Origin of the sequence: Burkholderia sp. 9120 (assembly GCF_000745015.1) — a bacterium.
Classification (GTDB): Bacteria; Pseudomonadota; Gammaproteobacteria; order Burkholderiales; family Burkholderiaceae; genus Paraburkholderia.
The window spans coordinates 5,216,750-5,232,352 of sequence record NZ_JQNA01000002.1 but is presented as its reverse complement, the minus strand read 5'-3'; the positions used below and the strand labels follow the sequence as shown (position 1 = coordinate 5,232,352).

18 protein-coding genes and 1 pseudogene are annotated in these 15,603 nt (G+C 63.1%); 9 read left to right on the top strand and 10 right to left on the bottom strand.

The features are described 5' to 3' along the window. The first annotated feature begins 17 nt into the window (after positions 1-17). Positions 18-1,220 (top strand): acyl-CoA dehydrogenase family protein, encoded by a 1,203-nt coding sequence (locus FA94_RS31460; RefSeq protein WP_035558902.1) that lies wholly within the window; start codon positions 18-20, stop codon positions 1,218-1,220. Between the two features lie 61 nt (positions 1,221-1,281). Next, complete coding sequence (locus FA94_RS31455; RefSeq protein ID WP_035558899.1) at positions 1,282-2,610, top strand: Nramp family divalent metal transporter; 1,329 nt, start codon at positions 1,282-1,284, stop codon at positions 2,608-2,610. Positions 2,611-2,771: 161 nt separating this feature from the next. Here the strand turns inward: FA94_RS31455 and flhC are convergent, their stop codons facing one another. From flhC to FA94_RS31425, 7 genes and pseudogenes are all read right to left on the bottom strand, one after another. Further along, the gene (gene flhC, locus FA94_RS31450; protein ID WP_035558895.1) at positions 2,772-3,341 is read right to left on the bottom strand and encodes a flagellar transcriptional regulator FlhC; all 570 of its coding nucleotides are present in this window, start codon (positions 3,339-3,341) and stop codon (positions 2,772-2,774) included. A gap of 14 nt (positions 3,342-3,355) precedes the next feature. Beyond that, positions 3,356-3,676, bottom strand: coding sequence for a flagellar transcriptional regulator FlhD (flhD, locus tag FA94_RS31445; RefSeq protein WP_035558891.1), 321 nt, complete (start codon positions 3,674-3,676; stop codon positions 3,356-3,358). A 534-nt stretch (positions 3,677-4,210) separates the two neighbouring features. Further along, a pseudogene (locus tag FA94_RS39640) lies at positions 4,211-4,399 on the bottom strand (YeeE/YedE thiosulfate transporter family protein); the annotation flags it as partial. A gap of 188 nt (positions 4,400-4,587) precedes the next feature. Continuing rightward, complete coding sequence (locus FA94_RS31440; RefSeq protein WP_051980964.1) at positions 4,588-5,193, bottom strand: GNAT family N-acetyltransferase; 606 nt, start codon at positions 5,191-5,193, stop codon at positions 4,588-4,590. Between the two features lie 53 nt (positions 5,194-5,246). Continuing rightward, positions 5,247-6,113: a helix-turn-helix domain-containing protein gene (locus FA94_RS31435; protein WP_459251936.1), complete on the bottom strand. Its 867-nt coding sequence runs from the start codon at positions 6,111-6,113 to the stop codon at positions 5,247-5,249. A gap of 175 nt (positions 6,114-6,288) precedes the next feature. Next, positions 6,289-6,591 (bottom strand): addiction module antidote protein, encoded by a 303-nt coding sequence (locus tag FA94_RS31430; protein WP_035558886.1) that lies wholly within the window; start codon positions 6,589-6,591, stop codon positions 6,289-6,291. Continuing rightward, positions 6,588-6,959, bottom strand: coding sequence for a type II toxin-antitoxin system RelE/ParE family toxin (locus tag FA94_RS31425; protein WP_035558883.1), 372 nt, complete (start codon positions 6,957-6,959; stop codon positions 6,588-6,590). Before FA94_RS31425 ends, FA94_RS31430 begins: the two co-directional genes overlap by 4 nt. Before the next feature lie 303 nt (positions 6,960-7,262). Between FA94_RS31425 and FA94_RS31420 the strand changes: the two genes are divergently transcribed. The 6 genes from FA94_RS31420 (at position 7,263) to FA94_RS31395 (ending at position 10,087) form a co-directional block, all read left to right on the top strand. Then, a complete protein-coding gene (locus FA94_RS31420; protein WP_035558880.1) occupies positions 7,263-7,631 on the top strand; it encodes a nuclear transport factor 2 family protein in 369 nt (122 codons plus the stop codon). A 27-nt stretch (positions 7,632-7,658) separates the two neighbouring features. Further along, on the top strand, positions 7,659-8,201 hold the full coding sequence (locus FA94_RS39635; RefSeq protein WP_231585074.1) for a hypothetical protein: 543 nt from the start codon (positions 7,659-7,661) through the stop codon (positions 8,199-8,201). A 47-nt stretch (positions 8,202-8,248) separates the two neighbouring features. Further along, complete coding sequence (locus tag FA94_RS31410) at positions 8,249-8,713, top strand: RbsD/FucU family protein (RefSeq protein ID WP_035558877.1); 465 nt, start codon at positions 8,249-8,251, stop codon at positions 8,711-8,713. A gap of 75 nt (positions 8,714-8,788) precedes the next feature. Continuing rightward, positions 8,789-9,196 (top strand): VOC family protein, encoded by a 408-nt coding sequence (locus FA94_RS31405; protein ID WP_035558875.1) that lies wholly within the window; start codon positions 8,789-8,791, stop codon positions 9,194-9,196. Positions 9,197-9,318: 122 nt separating this feature from the next. Beyond that, positions 9,319-9,750, top strand: a complete 432-nt coding sequence (locus tag FA94_RS31400; protein ID WP_035558872.1) for a DoxX family protein — start codon at positions 9,319-9,321, stop codon at positions 9,748-9,750. Between the two features lie 64 nt (positions 9,751-9,814). Beyond that, the gene (locus tag FA94_RS31395; protein WP_035558868.1) at positions 9,815-10,087 is read left to right on the top strand and encodes a hypothetical protein; all 273 of its coding nucleotides are present in this window, start codon (positions 9,815-9,817) and stop codon (positions 10,085-10,087) included. A gap of 150 nt (positions 10,088-10,237) precedes the next feature. Here the strand turns inward: FA94_RS31395 and FA94_RS31390 are convergent, their stop codons facing one another. Both FA94_RS31390 and FA94_RS31385 read right to left on the bottom strand, forming a co-directional pair. Next, positions 10,238-11,713, bottom strand: a complete 1,476-nt coding sequence (locus FA94_RS31390; protein ID WP_035558865.1) for an MFS transporter — start codon at positions 11,711-11,713, stop codon at positions 10,238-10,240. Between the two features lie 218 nt (positions 11,714-11,931). After that, positions 11,932-13,233, bottom strand: a complete 1,302-nt coding sequence (locus FA94_RS31385; RefSeq protein ID WP_035558862.1) for an MFS transporter — start codon at positions 13,231-13,233, stop codon at positions 11,932-11,934. A gap of 396 nt (positions 13,234-13,629) precedes the next feature. On the opposite strand from FA94_RS31385, the gene FA94_RS31380 reads away from it, so the two are divergent. After that, a complete protein-coding gene (locus tag FA94_RS31380; RefSeq protein WP_035558860.1) occupies positions 13,630-14,352 on the top strand; it encodes a response regulator transcription factor in 723 nt (240 codons plus the stop codon). Positions 14,353-14,394: 42 nt separating this feature from the next. Here FA94_RS31380 and FA94_RS31375 read toward each other — a convergent pair whose 3' ends face one another. Then, complete coding sequence (locus FA94_RS31375) at positions 14,395-15,300, bottom strand: dihydrodipicolinate synthase family protein (RefSeq protein WP_035558857.1); 906 nt, start codon at positions 15,298-15,300, stop codon at positions 14,395-14,397. Between the last annotated feature and the right edge of the window lie 303 nt (positions 15,301-15,603).

The following is a 15,603-nucleotide window of genomic DNA, read 5'->3' as shown; positions in this document are numbered from 1 at the left end:
TTCTAAACGGACTCAGGATGAACGACCCTCGCCCAGCCGCGGCGCTGCACCCACGCGACGCATCCGCTGCACCCGTGGCGAGCGACCTCGCCGGTTTGCTCGACGCATTGCGCGCGAGCGCGGCGCAGCGAGATCGCGACGGCGGCCACGCCGCGCAGGAAAAGCAATGGATCGCCGACGCGGGGCTGCTCACGCTCGCGGTGCCGCGCGAATTCGGCGGCGCGGGCGCGCGCTGGCCCGACATCTACGAAACGATCCGGCGGATCGCGCGCGTCGACAGCGCGCTCGCGCATTTGCTGGGCTTTACCTGCCTGCAGGTGGTGAGCGTCAACGTCTGGGGCAATCCGGCACAACGTGCCCGCTATCTGCGCGGCACCGTCGAACAACGCTGGTGGTGGGGCAACGCGGTCAATCCGCTCGATACCCGGCTGGTTGCGAGCGCAACCAGTGACGGCGGCTATCTTCTGGATGGTCAGAAAGGCTTTTGCTCCGGCACACGCGGCTCGCAAATGATGACGGTTTCCGCGCACGACCCCGTCACCGGCAAACCGGTGTTCGCCGTCGTGCCGACCGCGCGCGAGGGCATCACCGTGCATGAAGACTGGGATCCGATCGGCCAGCGGCAGACCGACAGCGGCAGCGTCTCGTTCGCGCGGGTCGTGGTCGAGCCGCACGAAGTGTTGCAGCGAGCCGACACCCCTTACGCGAGTTTGCGCATGCTGATCTCGCAGCAGGTGCTGACCAATCTGTTTGTAGGCATTGCGCAAGGTGCGCTCGAAGAAGCGCGCGCGTACGTGACCCAGCATGGCCGGCCATGGATCAGCTCCGGCGTCGACAAAGCCACCGACGATCCCTACCTGATCCAGCGCTTTGGCGAGATGCGTCTGCAGGCGGTGAGCGCCGAAGCGCTGGCCACGCGTGCCGCGTATGCGCTCGACGATGCGTGGCAGCAAGGCACATCGCTCACGGCGGAAACGCGCGCGCACGTCGCGCTCGCTACGTCGGAGGCGAAGATCGTTGCGCACCGCGCGGCGCTCGACGTCAGCGAAAAACTCTTCGATGCCTGTGGCGCGCGCGCCACGCATGGGCCACTCGCACTCGATCGTTTCTGGCGTAACGCGCGCGTACACACGTTGCACGATCCGCTCGACTATCGGATCCGCGACGTCGGCCGCTACGCGCTGAGTGGGACATTGCCGGAGGTTTCTTTGTACACTTGAGGCGGCTCGCGGCGCCTCGATACGAGGCGCCGCGCTTTATCCTCCTCGAGAGATTCCACGCTTGCAGTTCAAACTACCCACCACCGCCACGGCGCCGTTTTGCCCATCCGAGGTGCAAGGCTCGGTCGCCATCACGCAAGGCGCGCCGTTCTGGAAAAAGATTCTGCAATTCGCCGGTCCCGGCCTGCTGATTTCGATCGGCTACATGGACCCCGGCAACTGGGCGACCGACATCGAAGCCGGCTCGCGCTATGGTTACAGCCTGCTGTTCGTCGTCGTGCTCTCGAGTCTCGCGGCCATTGCGCTGCAATGTTTGAGCATGCGCCTGGGTATTGCCACTGGGCGTGACCTCGCACAACTGTCGAGCGCGCGTTATTCGCCGGCGGTGGCGCGCTTTCAATGGGTGCTCGCGGAAGTGTCGATCATTGCGTGCGATCTGGCCGAAGTGCTCGGCGGCGCGCTCGCATTCCACCTGCTGTTCAAATGCTCGCTGACCACCGGCGTGCTGCTGACCGCCTTCGATACGCTGATCGTGCTGGGCCTGAAGGGCAAAAACTTCCGCGACCTCGAAGCGATCATGCTCGGCCTGATCGCGACGATCGGCGTGGGGTATATCGTCGAGCTAGCGTTGGTGAAGCCGCATTGGCCGTCGGTCGCGATGGGGCTGATTCCGTCGTGGCAGGCGCTGAATTCGCGCGAACCGCTGTATCTGGCCATCGGCATTCTTGGCGCGACCGTCATGCCGCACAACCTCTACCTGCATTCGTCGATCGTGCAGACGCGCGCGGTGAAGCGCGATCCCGCGAGTATCCGCTCGGCGATCGGTATGTCGCGGCTCGATACCATTGGGGCGTTGGTGATCGCGCTGCTGATCAACATGGCGATCCTGATTCTTGCCGCCGCCGCGTTTCATGCCAATGGCCATACTCAGGTCACTGAGATCGAAGACGCTTACAAGCTGCTTGCGCCGATCGTCGGCACCGGCTTCGCGGCGGTGCTGTTCGCCATTGCGCTGCTCGCGTCGGGACAAAGCTCGACCTTCACCGGCACGGTCGCGGGGCAGGTCATCATGGAAGGCTTCCTGAACCTGAAAATTCCGTGCTGGCAGCGCCGCTTCATCACCCGCGCGCTCGCGCTGATTCCCGCGTTGATCGGCGTGCAGATGATGGGCAACGGCGCGGTCGGCAAGTTGCTGGTCGCCAGCCAGGTCGTGTTGAGCCTGCAACTGCCGTTCGCGCTTTATCCGCTGATCAGGATGACCGGCGACCGTTCGTTGATGGGGGAATTCGCCAATACAATGCTGACGCGATTGGTCGCGTGGACGCTGTTCGTGGTGATCAGCGTCGCCAACCTGTGGCTGGTGGTGCAGACGATCGGACTGGTCGGCTGAGAGTCGATGTCTCGACCGGCCCGCGTTCGCCGCGTTCAGTGTCGCGGCGCCACGACAAATCAGACGCCATCAAAAACAAAGGTCCGCTCAATGGCGGACCTTTTGTTTTTCAGGCTTCGGTTCGAGTCGGGCCGGACCAGCCCTTGTCGAATAACTTCAACTCAGGCGGCTTGCGCGATCTGCGCAGCTTCGAGCGCTTCCTGGCGAGCGGCTGCGGCCTTCTTCGTCTTGCCGGCGCGCGACGGCGGCTGGCAAGCGCCGCACACGACGTTGTGCTGCAGGTCGTGCTTATGCGCGACGAACTTGCCGGTGCAACGGCAGCACTTGGTCAGTTGCAGAATGTTGGCGTCGAAGAAACGCACCAACGTCCAGGCGCGCGTCAGATCCAGCACCGGTTCAGATTCGCTGTGGTGGCAATGTTCCAGATACAGCCGATACCCTTTGGTCAGCGCGTCCAGATGCGAGCAACGCGCTTCGTTCTTCAGGAACAGGTACGTGTTGTAGAACAACGACGCGTGGATGTTCGCCAGCCACGTCATGTACCAGTCCGCCGAGAACGGCAGCATGCCCTTGGGCGGCGATACGCCTTTGACCTCGCGGTACAGGCGGATCATGCGGTCGCGCGAGAGCGTCAACTCACTCTCGAGCACCTGCATGCGGGCGCCCAGTTCGATCAGCGCGATCGCACGGAATACTTCTTGTGCGTCTTCCGTCAGGCTACGCTTGAGCATCGTCGTCACCTCGATTAAGCAAACTGCTCGGCAGGTTGGCCTGCCAGCAGGATCGCCGCGTGAGTCGGTGCAACTGCGGCGTGCTTCGTGGTTTGCGTCAACGCCGACAACATAGCGTGGTCGTTGAAGCGGAAAAAGCACAAAAGCTGATCGGAAGCGGCCAGCTTGACGATCTGCGCGAGGGACAAGCCCGCGAGCAAATCAGCCAGTTCCGACGACAGACCGAGACGGAACATGCCGACCGGTTTGTCCTCACGCAACATACGTTGCGCGAGCATGATGTAAGACAAGTTAATCTCGCGGATTGAATCCAGCGTCTCGCTGCTACGGTCCATTTTCTCTGTTTCCGAAGCCCCGAATTACTATGTCGGCATTTTTTGCCGTTATGTCTTTTCTGCCTCGCCGGAAACGATAACCTCCGGCTACATGTCACCGACTTGATACAGACGGCGACCTTTTGATACATCGCGTTACATTTCGTAACAGCTTGGGACGAATTGTATGAAGGGCAAAACAAGAAATCAATCCCTTCTATAAAAAATATCTCAAAAAGATACATTAAATTTCGGTAAGTCTTTCACGGTGCTGTAATAGTCAATGCCTAGCAGATTTTTTGCCGTCTTAAATTTTCGTCTGATCCATGGAAACCCTTGCCCAGTGGACATCTTGCTTAATCATATGAACAAATGATCGAGTGCGCCCGCGGTGCGGTAATTTGCGCTGCGACAAGAAAGGGAACAGAAAGCGAACGCAATATTAAGTAATATATACCGCTCACTGAGCCTGTTAGAGGGACAAATCGCAGGTGTAACTGAGCGGTGCGGCCCCAGTTACAAACTGGGCCGCATTTGTAACGTCTTACGTAACGTTTAGCAACGGGTCGGTCGAGCGCGTTCGATTTCGAGGCCGAAGAGGGGGCGCAGACGCGTGCCAGGCACGTTGCCGGCAAACGCAGCGACGAGCCGGAGCGCGCCGCGCAGGCTGCCTGACACACTGCCGCTGAGGTAGGCGCCGATGTTACAACCTTGGGCCAGGCAGGCGCCGTAGTCGAGTATCAGGCTGCTGGGCAGCGCGGAGGGCTCGCAGGCGCGACAAGCGCCGATTACCTGGCCGCACGAATAGTGTGCTGGTGGCTGCCGCCGAAAAACCGCGGCTGGCGAGTCTTGTTGGGATGTCGCGAGGAGGGAGCTGAAAAAATAGCGCGGGTCGCGCGCTGAGGCAGGCGGAGCGACCTCGCGAAGATCTGTTACATGAAACGCACCATCAGATCGGCATCGTGAAATACGCCGCCGACATTCAATGCGCCCACTTCACAGCCGTACTTGCTAAAGCCGACCGATTCGTAGAGCCGGCGCGCGCCCTCGTTGTGGCTGCCAACCATCAACTGGATTTGCCGCAAACCGTCGATCTGCGCAGCGCGCGCCAGCAACTCGCATAGCAATGCGCGGCCGATGCCGCGGCCCGCTGCTTCCGGCGCGACATACATGCCGACTACGGCCGCCTTGTGCCGTTCCTTGTCATGCTGGTTGCGCGACAGGCCGACTACGCCGAGTAGGGGTGAGTCCGCGGGTTTGTCCGCGGGTGTGTTTGCCGATGTGCTCACCGATGCAAAGGCGCCGAGCAAAAACTCGCCCTCGGCGGCGCGCAGACCTTGCAATCTCGCGTCGTGCTGCTCGGGGCCTCGTGCGAACGCTTCCTCATAGCTCTGCCCGAACGAATCCGGATGCGCCTTCAGCCCGCGCAAGCGAAGCTGAAAATAAGCGTCGCGATCCGCCGGGCCGAGCTGGCGGATGAATACAGCGGTGGCGTCGTTCAAGTGCAGCCCTCGGTGCGTGTGGGTTGAGCGGTGCATGTGCGCGCCGCCAAGCCCTCGAGCTTGCCCGCTATCACGGCGTGACGCAATGGCTACGAGGCGGCTTCGGCACGTTGGCTGTCGGCGAAGTTGCGCAGTGCGGTTGCGGTTTGCTGATCGGCGGGAAAGAACGCTTCAATGGCAAGTTCCGATAGCGTTACATCCACCGGCGTGCCGAACACGGTGGTCGTACTAAAAAACGATAGCTCGCCGATCGGTGTGCGCAACCGCAATGGCACGGCAATCTGATTGACCGCTGCATTGTCGTGCTCTGCGGCCTCGGCGCCGGGTGGCGCGGGGTAGGCGGCCAACTCGTCGCGCAGTGCGCTCAACGTGCCGTCGCCGCTCACTTCGATTTGCCGTTGCAATCGCGTAAGCGTGTGCTCGCGCCACGCATGCCAATTGACGATCGACCCGGCGATGCCTTCCGGATGCAAACTCAACCGCAGCGCGTTGACCGGTGGTTTCAACAGTTCGGGACTGGCGCCGGACAGCAGCGGCGCGAGCGCATTGTTCGAAGCGACGATGGTCCAGTGACGGTCGATTGCCAGCGCTGGGTAGGGCTCGTGTCCTTTCAGCACCAGATCGACGGCTTCGCGTGCGGCGGCGAGTTGCGGGTCCGACAACGGGCGCTCGCGGAACAGCGGCGCGTAGCCTGCGGCGACCAGTAGCGCGTTGCGTGCACGCAGCGGGACGTCGAGTCGCTCGGCAAGATGCATGACCATTTCCCGACTCGGCAACGCGCGGCCCGATTCGACGAAGCTCAAATGCCGGGTTGAAACATCGGCCTCGGTGGCGAGCAGCAACTGGCTCATTCTTCGCCGCTGACGCCATTCGCGAAGCAGATCGCCGACGGTGCGACTAGCCGACGGCGATGTTGGCGACGACGGCGCGGTGTGCGCAAGAGAGAGTGTGTTCATGGCAACGATGATAGCCAAAGCACGCCAGCGATCCATTACCTGACAGGTAATGGAATACCCCGGGAGAATTTACGAATGCCCGTAACCGCTCCGAGCCCCTTTCGACGCCAACGCATACCACCCAACTCCCATGCCACCAGTAGACCGACCGCGAGCGCAACGCAGCAGACGCGAATCACGCGGCAGCCACACCTTCCGGCACGGCATTAAGTTTGACGCCCAGCGCGCGCAGCAGTTTGAACACGGTGTCCATACGCGGCTTGGAGCCCGGTGCGAGTGTTTTATAGAGGCTTTCGCGCCCGAGCCCTGCGTCTGATGCGACCTTGGCGATGCCGCGCGCTTTGGCGATGTCTGCGATCGCGGCGAGCAGCAGGTCGGCGTCGCCTTCTTCGAGCGCTGCGTTGAGATATTCAGCGATCATTGCCTCGCTATCGAGGTAATGCGCTGCGTCGAACCGTGCGGTTTTGATCTTGCTCATGACAGTTCCTTTCTGAGTTCGGCCCACATTGTTTTGGCATGCTTGATATCAGCCGCCTGGGTAGACTTGTCGCCACCGCAGAGCAGCAGATACACCATGCACCCTTCACGCGCGAAATAGACCCGATAGCCGGGTCCCCAATCGATGCGCATCTCGGACACACCGTCTTCCAGCAACTTCATGTCGCCGAAATGACCTCGTTCCGCCCGCCGGATCCGCACGAGGATTTTTGCTCTCGCTCTTAAGTCCGCGAGGCGGGCAAGCCAGGTGTCGAATATTTCGGTGCGGTTGACCGTGTACACCGGTGGTGAAACGATCTGTCGAGGATTGTATCTACTAAGATACGTATTTACAAGTATGGAATCCATATTAATAAAGCGGCTCCTGCTCCGGTTCGTTCGGTTCGTCGTCTACCGCGCGACGACATTGCGCGGCTCCCAAATTCCCACATGAGATTAGCGGCTGCTTGCGCCGCTGACGATTCAGCCGAATGGCTAATCCGGTGACCCGGCAAGGTTCCGACGAAGGCCTCTGGCTGGCGGCGCATCGAGATGCTTACCTCCCACGTAATCGACTCACCACACCGTAGCCGTCAATCTTCACTCCGAGCCCGCCGTCGACACCCTGTCAGCCGAGCGTTGTGCTCAGTCAAGTTCACGAAGGAGTCTGAGATGAATGCGCATACCGATCTGATCGACCGTTATTTCGACGCATGGAACGAAACCGATGGCGCACGCCGTCGCGAGTTGATCGCGGCGACCTGGAGCGCCGACGCCGACTATCGCGATCCGCTGCTGGCCGGCGCGGGTCACGACGGCATCGACGCGATGATCCGCGCGGTCCACGAGCGCTTTCCGCATCACACGTTTCGCCGTACCACCGACGTGGACGGCTTTGCGAACCGGCTGCGTTTTTCGTGGGCGCTGATTACGCCGGCGGGCGACGCGATCGTCAAGGGATCCGACTTCGGCATGGTCGATTCGCGCGGCCGTCTGCAAGCGGTAACGGGTTTTCTCGACGAGGCGCCGGGCGGCGCCTGACCCACAACCTTTTTCACGGAGAAAATCATGCATGAGTCCGCCGCCGTCACGGTTCCCGAAAGTGTCGTTGTGTTTGCACGTTTGTCGGGCGCGGTCGACGCACTTTGCAGCGCCATCGCCGGTTTCGCGCTACTTGCCGGCACGCGCGCCTTCACCTTTACCGCGCTGCTCGCCTGGCGCGAGCCGGTGCTGGGAGGCGTGGGTCTCGTGTTGCTGGCGGCGCTCGGGTGGCTGCGCTGGAAGTGCGGCGGGCGTGCTGTTGGGCATGACACACACGCCCGGCATGTCACACACGCCGCACATCACGCACATGACATATACGCCGCGCGCGAGGGCCGTCCGGCGCTAAACCCCGGCAATGCTTCATGCGCCGTGATCCGGAACTCCCTGCCCGTTGGCGCGGAACGGGCTGACGTTGCTTGCTACAATCGTCCGTCGGAAAGCGAGTCGAAGCGTTGCGCCGCCCGCGTCGGGCGTCGCTCGTCATTGGGCTCCCTCCCGAACGCAGGTGCGCAGATAAAGCGGGCGAAAGCGCGCGCGCAACAATCGCTTTGCGTTACCCGGACTTAGCGTCCACACCCGGCGGTAAGCCGCCAATCGGACCTCAAGGAGAGACCGTGCTGAAGAATCTGGACCCGCTGCTCAATGCCGACATACTGCATGCGCTACGCTCGATGGGCCACGGCGACGAACTCGTGATCTGCGACGCCAACTTCCCGGGCAGTTCGGTCGCGCGCGAGTCGGTGCTGGGCGAACTGCTCCGCCTCGACGGCGTGAGCGCGCCGCGTGCGATTCGCGCGGTGTTGTCGGTGATGCCGCTGGACACGTTCATTGACCATCCCGCGTCGCGGATGGAAGTGGTGGGCGAGCCGCAGACGATCCCCGCCGTGCAGCGCGAAGCGCAGATCGAGGTCAACGCTGCCGAAGGTCGCGACGTGCCGTTCGTGTCGATCGAGCGATTCGCTTTTTATGAGCGCGCGCGCAAGGCCTATTGCGTGATCTCCACGGGCGAAGAGCGCGGCTATGGCTGCTTCGTGTTCACCAAGGGCGTGTTGCTGGCGCCGGACGCGCCTCAGTCGTAAGCCCGGTTCGCTGCCGCTAGCTCGCTAGCTGCCACCCAGCGGCGCGCCTCACGTTACCTCGCAAGGACGAACCTCATGAGTTTCTCAATCGACACGCTCGATCACCTCGTTCTGAACGTTGCCGACGTGGAGGCCAGCGCCGCCTGGTACGCACGTATGCTCGGCATGCAACGCACCGAGTTCGAATCGCGCACCGGCACGCGGGTCGCGATGACCTACGGCAATCAGAAGATCAATCTGCGCCCCGCCATGGCCGATACCGTCGCGTGGTTCACCGGGCGTGAGCCGGTGCCGGGCAGCGCCGATCTGTGCTTTATCACCACCACGAGTCCCGCTGAAGTCAAAGCGCATTGGCTGGCGCAGGGCGTGGCGATCGAGGCCGGCCCGGTCGAGCGCGACGGCGCGCGCGGCAAGATGACCTCGGTGTACTGCCGCGATCCGGACGGTAATCTGATCGAAGTGGCGAGCTATCCTCAAGCCTGACTAATGTCACCCACCCCGCCCGGGCTTGGAAAAGACGGGCAATGCACATATTCTCAGGTGCACAGCGGGGAACTGCGGCGTTTTAGCCGGGTCTGCTGCTTATTCATTTACAGGAGTTCCTCATGACGCGTCCCGTCGATTCCGGCGTCATCCTCATCGCGCGTATTGCGCTCGCCGTGTTGTTTCTGTGGGGCGGCGTGATGAAACTGCTGGGCTATGCGGGCTTCGTCGGCTACCTGCATTCGAAGGGCGTGCCCTTCGTGCAGATCGCCGCGCCGATCGCCACCGCGGTCGAAGCGCTCGGCGGCCTGCTGCTGATCGTCGGCTTCAAGGTGCGCCCGCTGGCGCTGATCATGGCCGTGTACACGGTCGCGACGGCGGTGCTCGGCCACGATTTCTGGAACGTCACCGACGCTGCGCTGCAACGCGACATGGTGATTCATTTCTGGAAGAACATCGGGATCGCGGGCGGTTTCCTGCTGCTGTTCGTGACCGGCGCGGGCCGTATCAGTATCGACGGTGCGCGTGCGCCACGAGGCGGGCTGGGTCGCTGATCGACGGGTTGCGGTAGGCTGTATCGAGTGCTTGTGATTCTGGCTGTAACCAAGGGAGCAAATAATGATTCAAAGTTTCGAGCAAACCATTGGCGGCAACGTCACGCAGTTGTGCGCGAGCCTCGGCGAAGGGCCGACCCCTCACCGGGTGATCATCAGCCTCGCCGATTCGGCCAAAACGCTGGTCGTTCTGGATGCCTCGGGGTTCCTCAGCGCGCTGAAGGCCGAGATCGAGGAACCGGAAAAGCTGATCGCCGACGCGATCGCCAAAGCGCAGAACGAAGGTCTGATCGAGCGCGCGATCGATACCGGCACGATTCAGGAGGCGTCGCTGTAAAGGCGTCGTAGCGGCGCCGGCGCAAGGTTTTTCGCGCGGCCGCTGCGCTGGAGCTGCGCCGCAGTTTCGCTACGTCTCGTCGACAACAACCCCCGCATTGCTCACGCAATCGCGGGGGTTGTTTTTTGCGCGGATAAAAAGCGTAGGTTTTCAGCGAGACCGAGATTCGCCAACCCGCGTATCGTCCACGCCGCGCGATGACGATGACGACGTATGCGGCTGTGGATGAATGAAGCAGCTCAGCATGCCACCGAGCGCCAGTAGTCCGACCGAGATGGCGGTCGCGGCCTGCATGCCCGCGACGATCTGCGGGGCGGCCGCACCGCTTGCCAGCGCGCCGAAGGCCGCCACGCCCACCGCGCCGCCGGCTTGCCGCGCGGTGTTCAATACCGCGGACGCGGTGGCCGCCCGCTTCGCTTCGGCCGAGGCCAGCACGGCGGTGGTCATGGCGGGGACGGCCAGCCCCATGCCCGACGGAATCAGCAGGAACGGCAGCAGCAAGCCGATCAGCGGCGTGCTGGCGTCGACGAAATGCAGCAGGCCATAGCCGAGCCCCGCGGTAATCGCGCCGGCGATCATCGGCACCCGCACGCCGAAACGTCCCACGACCCAGCCGCTCGCCACGTTCGAGATCAGGAAGCCGCCCGTCAACGGCAGGAAGGCCAGACCCGCCTGCAACGGCGTGTAGCCGCGTCCGCGCTGCAAGTACAGGCTCAATACGAACACCATGCCGTAGTACGTCAGATTTACGCAGATGCCGAACAGCACCGCCACGCTGAAACTGCGTTTGCCGAAGAGCGACAGCGGCAGCATCGGCGATTCGGTGCGCGCTTCCACGGCGATGAACGCGCCTGCGGCGACCAGCGCGAGCACGAAACCGCCGGCCACCAGCGGGTGGCTCAGCCCCAGCGGCCGCCATTCGATCACCGCGGCGACGAAGGCGGTCAGCGCGACGATCGCGAGGCACTGGCCGCTCAGATCGATGCCACGGGGCGCGGCTGGGCGGGTTCCGGCCGTCTGTTGCGAATCTCGAGGGGTGGTTTCAGTGCGCGGCACCCACAGCAACGTGGCGAGCAGGCCGGCCGCGCAAATCGGCAGGTTGACGAGAAAGATGCTGCGCCAGCCGAACGCCGCGATCAGCAGACCGCCAACCACCGGTCCCGCCGCGATCGAAATCGCGCCGGCGGCGGTCCATAGTCCCACCGCGCGGGCGCGCAGTTTCGGGTCGTGCCCGTACGCGCGGTTGAGCAGCGCGAGCGAATTCGGCAGCATGGCCGCGGCGCCGATGCCTTGCACCGCGCGCGCGGCGACCAGCAGGGTGGCATCGAGCGCCAGTCCGCAGGCCAGCGACGCAAGCGCGAACAGCACGATGCCCGCCGCGTACATGCGTCGCGTGCCGAGCCGGTCGCCGAGCACGCCGGCCGACAGCATCAGCACGGCGAACGCGAGCGTGTAGGCGTCGACGACCCACTGCAGGCCGGCCACATTCGCGTGCAGGTCCGCGCCGATTTTCGGCAGCGCGATATTGACGATGGTCACGTCCAGCTGGGTAACCACGAAGCCGACGCTGACGGTCGCGAGAATCCGGCCGAGGGCGGGCGAGAGGGAGGGTTTGGGCGAGTTCATGCGTTACATCGTAGGCGCGATGCAGCGCGTCATGTTTCGGGACTACGTGAAGTATGCATGTCGGGGGACTACGGAAACGCGCGAGGTTTTGCTCGCGACGGCAGGCCAATGCGGGCCTGTACGCCTGCTCCGATGCCTACGCACAGGCCAGTTCAAACGACAACGGCGCGCCCGAGGCGCGCCGTCGTTGCGAAACACCGGCAGCGTAAGCCGCCCGCTCAATGCGCCTGCGACGCGTCCTTGATAAACAGCGTCGTCAACGCCCCGAGCACGCAGATCGTGCCGACATACATCGGCGCGGCCATCGGGTTGGACTTCATCATCAGCGAAACGGCGATCGGCGTGAGGCCGCCGAACACCGCATACGCGACGTTGTACGAGAACGAAATGCCCGAGAAGCGCACCGCCGGCGGGAACGCCTTGACCATCACGAACGGAATCGCGCCGATCACGCCGACGAACAGCCCGGCCGCGCCATACAGCGGCACCAGCGCCGAGGTATCGGCGGCGAGTTGCTGGAACATCACGTAGTAGGTGAGCGCCAGCGCGAGTCCGCCGACGAAAATCGTGCGCCCCGCGCCGATCCGGCCGGCAATCGAGCCCGCCAGCACGCAGCCGATCGTCAGGCACAGCGTCGCCACGCAGTTCGCCAGCAACGCGGTGGCCGGCGCGACGTGAAACTGCTTCTGCAGCAGCGTCGGCGTCATCAGAATGACCACCACGATCGCGGCCGACAGCATCCACGTGAGCAGCATCGACACGATCACCGCGCGGCCGTGATCGCGCAGCACGGCCTTGAGCGGCACTTCGGCGGCAATCGCCTTGCGCTGCTTGAGCTCGGCGAACACCGGCGTTTCGTGTAGCCAGCGGCGCAGATAGACCGAGAACATGCCGAACACGCCGCCGACCAGGAACGGAATACGCCATGCGTACGCCGAGATTTCCGCCGGCGCGAAGTGGCGGTTGACCGCCGACGCGATCAGCGAGCCGAGCAGGATGCCGGCCGTGAGACCGGCCGTCAGCGTGCCGCACGCATAGCCGATGTGCCGCTGCGGTACGTGCTCGGAGACGAACACCCACGCGCCCGGTACTTCACCGCCGACAGCCGCGCCCTGCATCACGCGGAACAGCAGCAGCAGCACCGGCGCGAGCACGCCGATGCTGGCGTAGGTGGGCAGGAGGCCCATCATTAGCGTCGGCACCGACATCAGCAGCACGCTCAGCGTGAACATGCGCTTACGGCCGAACAGGTCGCCGAAGTGCGCCATGATGATGCCGCCCAGCGGGCGAGCCAGATAGCCCGCGGCGAAGATGCCGAAGGTTTGCACCTGACGCAGCCAGTCCGGCATGTCCGCCGGGAAAAACAGCTGACCGATGGCCGGCGCGAAAAACACGAAGATGATGAAGTCGTAGAACTCCAGCGCCCCGCCGAGAGCCGCGAGGCCGAGCGTCTTGTAATCGCTGCGCCCAAGAGGGCGTGGGGTGACAGCCTGCGCTCCACCCAGATTTGTCGCTTGCATTGCCTGTTTCTTGTCTTGAATTGGAAGCCACACGTAGCGCGTGGAAATACGGCGGTCGTCGGGCGAGAAGTGTGGCAAGCGCGGGGTAGAGCACGGGACACCGGCGCGCCGGCCCGGATAGGGCGAGCGCGATGACGACCGGGGCCAGGCGGGATTTTACAGGATGAAAGCAGTGGCTTTCCGGAAGTGCTTAATTAGCTTAGGGAAAGTTCCCCGGCGCGGCATTTTTAAATGCCAGACAGGACGAAGCCACGCGAACAATCGGAAGCGCCTGTAGGAATACTGGACGCGTCTGTCAGCGTGAGCCGATATCTATGTAAATTAGGATTGCTCCTATGGGATCGAATGGGTGGGCCTCTGAGAATCGCGTCCGACCTATCCGTTGAGAGTTATCCCATGCGCATTGCCATTCTTCAGCATGACCCGCTCATGCGTCAGTCGATCGAAAAGATCCTGACCGGCGCCAGCCACACCTGTGTCACCTACGACGACGGCCTCGCCATGTCGAAATCGCTCGCGCGTTCCACCGTGGACTTGCTGGTGCTGGACTGGCAGGGGGCGCGCCTCGCCGGCGCCGAAATTCTGCGGCTGGTGCGCGCGGTCGGCGGCGACCGCTTGCCGGTTGTGTTCGCGTCGAGCGATACGTCGGAGGAGAGCATGGTGCGTGCCTTCGTCGGCGGCGCGGACGATTATGTCGCGTTGCCGGTGCGTCCGGCCGAGTTTCGCGAACGCGTCGCGGCGCTGCTGCGGCGCACGTATCCCGAGCGATTCAGCAATGCGAGCTTCGAGGTCGGACCGTACCGTTTCGATACACGCCGCCAGATCGTCCTGCTGAACGGACGGATCGTGGCATTGTCCGGCACGCAATTCCGGCTCGCGGCGCTGTTCTTTTCCAACATCGGCCGCGTGATGTCGCGCGACCATATTTTCGCGATGGTATGGGGCCGCGAGTTTCGCGAATTTACCCGCACGATCGACAGTCACGTGTCGCGCCTGCGCCTGCTGCTCGAAATCGAGGCGCCGAACGGTTTCCGGCTGCAGCCGGTCTATAAAAGCGGCTACCGGCTTCTGCATCTGCTGCAGGATGAAGCCGCCAATACGCAGAAAGAAGCGGCTTAAGCGGCCTAAGCAGGCTGTAGGCCGCCCGATTTTCAACCCGGCTTAAATCTGCGGCAGCGCCGGCCGCGTTTCCAGCGCGCTGCGAATCAAGGTTTCCACCGCCTTGCGTTCTTCGCCCACGAGCGGCAGACGCGGCGGCCGCACCGGCTCCGTGCCCAGCCCCACAATCGCCTCAGCCAGCTTGATGTTCTGCACGAGTTTCGCCGACACGTCGAGCGCCAGCAGCGGCGCGAACCAGCGGTAAATCGCACGGGCTTCTTCCAGGCGTCCTGCTTTCAGCAATTTGTAGATCGTCACCGTCTCGCGCGGGAACGCGCAGACCAGTCCGGCCACCCAGCCGTGCGCGCCCATCAGGATCGCTTCCATCGCCAGATTGTCGACGCCGCACAGAATCGCGAAACGGTCGCCGACCGCGTTGATCAGATCGGTCACCCGCCGCACGTCGCCGCAGGATTCCTTGATCGCGACGATTTTTGCTTCGTCGGCGATCTCGGCGAACATGTCGGGCGTCATGTCGACGCCGTACGCGAGCGGATTGTTGTAGATCATCAGCGGCAGCGCGCTCGCGTCCGCGACGCTGCGGAAGTGGTTGAGCGTCTCGCGGCGATCCGACAGATAGCGCAGGCCCGGCAGCACCATATAACCGGCCGCGCCGTGGCGACTACCGGCTTCGGCCTGACGGCAGGCGTCGAGCGTGCTGTTTTCGGCGATCGTCAACAGAACCGGCACACGGCCGCGCGCGGCTTCCACGGCGATATCGAGCACCTGCAACTTTTCGTCAAGCGACAACGTGGACGCTTCGCCCAGCGACCCGCACACGATGATGCCGTCGACGCCCGCGTCGATCTGTGCTTCGATATTCTTGCCGGTCCATGTCCGGTCTATGCTGAAATCCGCGTGAAACTTGGTGGTGACTGCGGGTAATACGCCTTCCCAGATATGCGCCACGACTGCTCTCCTGAGTGTGATGTGTTGAAGCGCAGTGTAAGCAGGGAAAATCCCGCCGTCTTGCGTCAATCGCGCGCGGCGGATGACGATTTCGGCATAGTCGTCACGCTTGAGATGCCAGTGTCTCAAGCCAGCCGGCGTATATCGGGATAAAACGGTGATTATGCTGAGGCGGCGCGATCAGGCACAGTGAGGCACTTGTACGGTCGCGTGGATTGCGTATTGCATAGGCCTGATCGGGACAGGCTTCTATCAAGTAGGACGCGCCCGGCACGCGGTCGAAGCTATGCCGAAATCGTCACA

Bases quoted from the DNA above. Each gene is read 5' to 3' on its own strand.
- FA94_RS31460 (WP_035558902.1), top strand. From the start codon at position 18: ATGAACGACCCTCGCCCAGCCGCGGCGCTGCACCCACGCGACGCATCC.
- flhC (WP_035558895.1), bottom strand. From the start codon at position 3,341: ATGCTCAAGCGTAGCCTGACGGAAGACGCACAAGAAGTATTCCGTGCG.
- flhD (WP_035558891.1), bottom strand. From the start codon at position 3,676: ATGGACCGTAGCAGCGAGACGCTGGATTCAATCCGCGAGATTAACTTG.
- FA94_RS31440 (WP_051980964.1), bottom strand. From the start codon at position 5,193: ATGCACCGCTCAACCCACACGCACCGAGGGCTGCACTTGAACGACGCC.
- FA94_RS31435 (WP_459251936.1), bottom strand. From the start codon at position 6,113: ATGAACACACTCTCTCTTGCGCACACCGCGCCGTCGTCGCCAACATCG.
- FA94_RS31430 (WP_035558886.1), bottom strand. From the start codon at position 6,591: ATGAGCAAGATCAAAACCGCACGGTTCGACGCAGCGCATTACCTCGAT.
- FA94_RS31425 (WP_035558883.1), bottom strand. From the start codon at position 6,959: ATGGATTCCATACTTGTAAATACGTATCTTAGTAGATACAATCCTCGA.
- FA94_RS31420 (WP_035558880.1), top strand. From the start codon at position 7,263: ATGAATGCGCATACCGATCTGATCGACCGTTATTTCGACGCATGGAAC.
- FA94_RS39635 (WP_231585074.1), top strand. From the start codon at position 7,659: ATGCATGAGTCCGCCGCCGTCACGGTTCCCGAAAGTGTCGTTGTGTTT.
- FA94_RS31405 (WP_035558875.1), top strand. From the start codon at position 8,789: ATGAGTTTCTCAATCGACACGCTCGATCACCTCGTTCTGAACGTTGCC.
- FA94_RS31400 (WP_035558872.1), top strand. From the start codon at position 9,319: ATGACGCGTCCCGTCGATTCCGGCGTCATCCTCATCGCGCGTATTGCG.
- FA94_RS31395 (WP_035558868.1), top strand. From the start codon at position 9,815: ATGATTCAAAGTTTCGAGCAAACCATTGGCGGCAACGTCACGCAGTTG.
- FA94_RS31390 (WP_035558865.1), bottom strand. From the start codon at position 11,713: ATGAACTCGCCCAAACCCTCCCTCTCGCCCGCCCTCGGCCGGATTCTC.
- FA94_RS31385 (WP_035558862.1), bottom strand. From the start codon at position 13,233: ATGCAAGCGACAAATCTGGGTGGAGCGCAGGCTGTCACCCCACGCCCT.
- FA94_RS31380 (WP_035558860.1), top strand. From the start codon at position 13,630: ATGCGCATTGCCATTCTTCAGCATGACCCGCTCATGCGTCAGTCGATC.